Genomic DNA, 5,599 nt, shown 5'->3' on the forward strand with positions numbered 1-5,599 from the left:
ACGAGGCCGGGCACGTCCCGCACCTGAATCGATCCCGTCTCGTCCTCGATGTCCACTGACGCGACGTCGCTCACCTTCATCGAGCCCGTCGTATCCACCACGCGCAGCGCCAGATCACTCGGCATCTCCACCACCAGGTCGAGCTTGGCGTTGAGATTGCCGAGGCGGTCCCTGATCACGGGTGGCAAGACCGTACGCAGGGTCAGGGTGGTGCCATCGATGTTCGATTCGAGGGAGATCTTCTCCAGATCGCCGTCGCGGCGGGCGCATGCAAGGCCCCTCACCCGCACCGTCCTGAGCGCGGGGCGACCGACGATCGTGAGCGAGCCGGCGGCGGCGTCGACGGCGATGTCACGGAAGCCCTCGAGGGTGATTTCCTCTGAGATTTCCTTGGTGTCGAGGCAATCGTCGTCCTGGGCGGCATCGGCGGCGGTGGCGGTCAGTGCAGCGGTCGCACACAGGGCGAGTGCCGAGCGGCCGAGGCGCGTCCTGGTGGCGGCGCTTCGGGCGGGTTTTTTGACGATAGCCATGCTTCGCTCCATCGCGTTGGGGATGTACGGGCCCTTAGATGGCATCCGCCGGGCAACGGTTTATGCGGTGGCTACTCCATTCTCAGGCGCCGCCACTCGAAGCCGAAGCGCTTCTCCTCGGCGTCCTGGATCGTCGACACCACGCCGATATCGCCGTCTGACAGAAAGACGGCCGGAAAGTACTCGCCGGCGGCAGCCTGAACCTTCGGCTGCCCACTCCAGGAGTCAGGCAGGAAGGATGCGAGTCGCCGCATCTGGGGCGCGCCGTCACTGAAATCCACCAGGCCGACGTGCAGTGATGTGGGCCCGCGCTTTTCGCCGGCGTGCCACGTGGCGAGCACTCTGCCCTCATCACCCCCGACAAGGTAGGGAAAGAAGGCGAAGCCCTGCTCGGCGCCCAGATCCCAAGCCCGCCAGGTGGCCCCGTGGTCGAGCGAGCGGGCGGTGTGCAGCACGCGATCCTCGCTCCAGAACAGGTACAGGGCACCGGCCGCGTCCCAGGCGACGGGTTCGACCCACCGCGGCGAGCTGTCTGGGTATTCCCACTCCGGATCCCAGTAGCGTTCTCCCGGGACATCATGGATGTGCCAGGTCTCGCCGCCATCCACGCTGACGGCCACGAATTCGACGCCTTCGTGGTATCGGTGCGAGGACGCGGAGTCCGGCGTGATTCGAACGGCGAGTTCGCCGGCGGGGCCGACGGCCAGGTGGCTCGAGCATCCCTTGGGGTAGATCCGCTCGCGCTCGTGCCACGTGCTGCCGCGATCCGTGCTCACGCCATGGCTCACGCCCTGGCCGTCATTCCACACCACGTGCGCCGTGCCGTCGGGCGTGACGCCGACCCAGGGTCGATCGTCCAGGGTCTTTTGGGACAGAGTGGTCCAGCGCCAGGTGGTGCCGACGTCTTCGCTCACCCCGACGGCGATGTGGGTGCCCTTGTAGGTGTCGACGTCGATGCCCATGGTGACGAAGTAGAGCGTGCCGTGTGGGCCGACGGCGAGATCGACGTCGGCGTTGCCGTTGGCATCGTCGGCAGCACTCCCAACGTCGACCCGAGCCCAACTGAGACCGTCATCCTGGCTCTTCCATAGCAGCGGCGGGTCGCCCAGTTTGCCGCCGCGATGGCCAGCGACGAACAGGGTGCCCGACGGGTGCTCAACGACCATGGTCTCGCGCGCCAGCACGTCGAGATGTTGGACGCTGGGTGGCTGCAGGGCAGCGGGCGTGTCCTTGTCAGACTGTGCGAGTAGTCCTGACGTCATCAGGATTCCGAAGAGCGCCAGCACAATTGGCGGACGGGTCATCGCTGCCTCCCAGGCGGTGCGCACGCGCGTGGACCGAGACGCCTCTGGGCGGCTCAACCATACGCGCTCTACATCAGTGCGATGTCGTCTGTGTGGTGATGGTTTGAATGTCGCAGACGGCGCTGCGCCGCCTACGTGGCCCGATCTAACCCAGCACGATATCAAGCGCGGGACGCCGTTAACCGGGTTTACGCCGCAGGATCTGCCGCCCGACGGCCTATGGGGCAACGCCAGGGAGCGGTCCGCCTCTCGTCTGAGTAGACTATCCGACCACGGGTTGCTGACCTCACGTACTTATCCTCCAGCCGTTTCCAAAGTTGTTCGCCTTGCGTCGTTTCCACCTGACCTTGCCGCTCATGTGCTGCGGCTTGCTCCCTTTCACCCTCGCCATGGCTCAAGGTGGTGCCTTCGAATCACCGGAGGCGGTGTGCGAGAGCGGCGCCTGCACGGTGAGCTACCCGCCCGAGTTCTTCGCCCGCTACGCACCGGTGACGGCGCTGGATATGGTCCAGAACCTGCCGGGCTTCTCCCTCGACAACGGTGGTGGCGGTGACACACGCGGCTTCGGCGGCGCGGCCGGCAATGTGCTGATCAACAGCGAGCGCGTCTCCGCCAAGAGTGAGAGCCCGTCCAGCATCCTCGGCCGTATCCCCGCCGCCGATGTGGAGCGCATCGATCTCATCCGTGGCCAGGTAGGCGGCCTGGACCTCCAGGGCCAGACGGTCGTGGCAGACATCATCCGCAAGGCGGGCGCCGCGTCCGGCGCATGGACGGCCGGCGTGTCCACCCTGCAGCCTCAGAGCAAAGTGCTGCCGTTCGCCGAGGCGAGCTACTCGAGCAACGTCGCCGGCATCGACTACACCCTCGCCATGGACGCCAGTCGCTACCAACGCATCTTCGAGCGCGATGAGCAGCTGCTCGGCCCGGAGGATGAGCTCCTCGAGTTTCGCGACGAGATCTTCGAAGAAACGGGCGAGCGGGGGAGTATCTCGCTGATCGCGAACACGAAACGTGGGGTCACCAAGTACGCCTTGAACGCGTCGTTCGGGTTCTTCGACGAGGAAGGCGGCGAGACCTCCGACCGAACGCCTTTTCCGGGCGATTCCTTTCGCTTGTTCCAGGGCGATGAGGATCGTGAGATCTCCTTCGAAGTGGGCGGGGACATCGAGCGCCCCTTCGGCGAGCAGTTCACTGCCAAGCTCATCGGTCTGTACCGCCAGGCCGATTTCCGTGAGACCAACTCCCTCGTGCGCGGCGAGATCGACGCGCAGGGCATAACGGAGACGGAAACCTTCTTCGACACCCTGGACACGGAGGCGATCGCGCGCGTCGAACTCGACTACGCCGGCGTCGAGGGGCACTTGCTCGAACTCTCCGTGGAAGGTGCCCTGAACGGCCTAGACAGCGAATTCGCGTTGAGCGAGTTAGAAGGCGATGCGCTGGTGCCGCAGGACGTGCCCGGCGCCAACACGCAAGTCGACGAACGTCGCCTGGACTTCTCTCTGGCCGACACCTTCAAGGTGGGGGCGGTGTCCGTGAACGTCATGGCAGCCGGTGAAGCATCCACGATCACGCAAACCGGTGGTTTTGCGGAAGATCGTAGCTTCTTCTTTTGGAAGCCAAGCCTCACGTTGACCTACTCGCCGCAGCCGAAAACCCAGCTACGCGCCCGGGCGCTTCGACAAGTGGCGCAGCTCAACTTCTTCGACTTCGTGAGCCGGGCAGACCTCGGCGATGTGGAGCTCTCCCTCGGTAACCCGAATCTGGTGCCGGAGCGCACCCTGACCGTCGACATGACGCTGGAGCGCCGCTTCGGCAGCTTCGGGGTGCTGACGGTCACGGGTTTCCATGACCGTATCGATGACGTGCAGGACGTGCTGCCCCTGGAAGGCATCCTCGAGGTGCCGGGCAACATCGGCTCGGGTCGGCGCTCAGGCGTGAATGGGCAGGCCACTCTACCGCTCGATAAGCTGGGCTTGACGAACGGGCGATTGGATCTGGAAGGGTCCTGGCAGACGTCGTCCGTGACGGATCCGTTGACCGGGGTTGCCCGTGCGCTGTCGAGTGAGCGTCCTTGGGATTTCTTCGCCACCTTGCGCCAGGATCTGCAGAAGGCGAAGTTCGCCTGGCAGATCGTCGCGTTCACGCTGCCGGACTTTCCCTTGTTCGGCCTCGATGAGGAGGAGGCCCGAGGCCAGCGCTTCGACGCCGACGCCTTCATCGAGACCCGCGCCGTCAAGGGCCTGCGGATTCGGCTCCAGGTGGAAGACATCTTCCGTGGCGGCGATGCGCGCGATCGACGGGTGTTTGCTGGCCCACGCAACACCGCGCCGTTGGCGTTTCGTGAGCTGCGCGATCAGTCCCGTGGGCGCACCCTGACCGTGCAGGTGAGCGGGAACTTCTAGCCGCGCCGGGTTGCCGGCTCGGAGTAGGGACTGGCCGGAGCGGGGTAATGGGCCCCGCTCCGCCTGTTCAGCTGTCTCAGTGCGCGGTTTGTCGCGACTCGCCTACGCTATCGGCATCAAAGCGCACAGCTTGTTACCTGCAGGATCCCGTAGGTAGGCGAGGTAGAACTTGCCGATGTCCATCTCGCGCTCGCCGGGTGGATCCTCACAGGCGGTGCCGCCGTTAGCGAGGCCCGCGGCGTGCCAGGCGTCGGCCTGCTCCGGGGATTCGACGGCAAAGCCGACGGTGCCGCCGTTGGCATGGGTGGCGGGCTCGCCGTCGATCGGCAGGGTGATGAGCAGGAGCCGACCGCCGTGGGCGTAGACGGCACGCCCCTTCGCGTCGAGGCTGCCGGGGTTTACGCCGATCGCCCCCAGGGTCGCATCGTAGAAGCGCTTGGACTCCTCGATGTTGTTACTGCCAAGTACTACGTGAGAGAACATCGGCTAGGCACTCCTTTGTCGATTGAAATACGCCACGGCGGCGAAACGCCTGCGCCTGGCTGAGCCGTGGACAGTGGATCTGTAGAGCCTTAGCGGGTTGCGGCTGGAGCCAAAAAGTAACAGGGCGCCTGGCGGCTGCCGCGGCGGCGCTTACCAGCGCATAGGGGAGGCTCGTATCAAGACGCGCCAGCTGAGCTTGCTGTGCCATCTGGGGATGCGAGGTGCCGGTCGCTAGCGCCCAATACGCGGTCTTTCAGCAACCTAGCCGTGGCCTACAAAAAATGTCCCCAGGACAATAGCTTGCGTGGCTAGTTGCCCACTTGAGCGGCGACGATTCCTCCGCACTTTTCGACTATTCTTTGGCGAAACGGGAGCGGCCACTGGCCCATTGAATGGAGAACAAGACGCCAATGAAGATCGCACTGGTCATCGAGAACAGCCAGGCTGCAAAAAGCAGCATTGTCGAGCAGGCGCTTCGGAACGTTGCCGAACCGCTGGGGCACGAGGTGCACCACTACGGCATGTACGGGCCGGACGATGCGGCGAACCTCACGTACGTGATGAACGGCTTGCTGACGGGCATCCTGCTGAACTCCGGCGCCGCCGATTTCGTCGTGACCGGCTGCGGGACCGGCATGGGCTCGATGCTCGCGTGCAATTCAATGCCTGGCGTGTTCTGCGGCCTGGTGATCGATCCCACCGACGCGTTTCTGTTCGGGCAGATAAACGACGGCAATGCCATGTCCATGCCCTACGCCAAAGGCTTTGGCTGGGCCGCCGAGCTCAACCTCGAGGATTGCTACCGAAAGCTGCTCGAGCACGAACGCGGCGTGGGCTATCCCAAGGAGCGTGCGGCCATCATGGCGAAGAACCGCGG

General features: G+C 64.9%; 5 protein-coding genes. 2 read left to right on the forward strand and 3 right to left on the reverse strand.

Features of this window, described 5'->3' with window-relative positions; genetic code table 11:
• Window positions 1–530, reverse strand: a 530-nt coding sequence (locus AAF184_24400) for a hypothetical protein (GenBank protein MEO0425497.1), incomplete at its 3' end; no start/stop codon positions are given.
• A gap of 71 nt (window positions 531–601) precedes the next feature.
• Entirely contained in the window at window positions 602–1,834 is a 1,233-nt protein-coding gene (locus tag AAF184_24405) for a sialidase family protein (protein ID MEO0425498.1), read from the reverse strand.
• A 326-nt stretch (window positions 1,835–2,160) separates the two neighbouring features.
• Here AAF184_24405 and AAF184_24410 point away from each other — a divergent pair, with 326 nt between their 5' ends.
• Window positions 2,161–4,239 (forward strand): TonB-dependent receptor, encoded by a 2,079-nt coding sequence (locus tag AAF184_24410; GenBank protein MEO0425499.1) that lies wholly within the window; start codon window positions 2,161–2,163, stop codon window positions 4,237–4,239.
• A 102-nt stretch (window positions 4,240–4,341) separates the two neighbouring features.
• Here AAF184_24410 and AAF184_24415 read toward each other — a convergent pair whose 3' ends face one another.
• The gene (locus AAF184_24415) at window positions 4,342–4,722 is read right to left on the reverse strand and encodes a VOC family protein (protein MEO0425500.1); all 381 of its coding nucleotides are present in this window, start codon (window positions 4,720–4,722) and stop codon (window positions 4,342–4,344) included.
• Between the two features lie 410 nt (window positions 4,723–5,132).
• On the opposite strand from AAF184_24415, the gene AAF184_24420 reads away from it, so the two are divergent.
• Window positions 5,133–5,599 (forward strand): RpiB/LacA/LacB family sugar-phosphate isomerase (locus AAF184_24420; GenBank protein MEO0425501.1); only part of this gene is annotated, 467 nt, incomplete at its 3' end.

The sequence above is a fragment of the Pseudomonadota bacterium genome (assembly GCA_039815145.1).
Classification (GTDB): domain Bacteria; phylum Pseudomonadota; class Gammaproteobacteria; order Steroidobacterales; family JBCBZW01; genus JBCBZW01.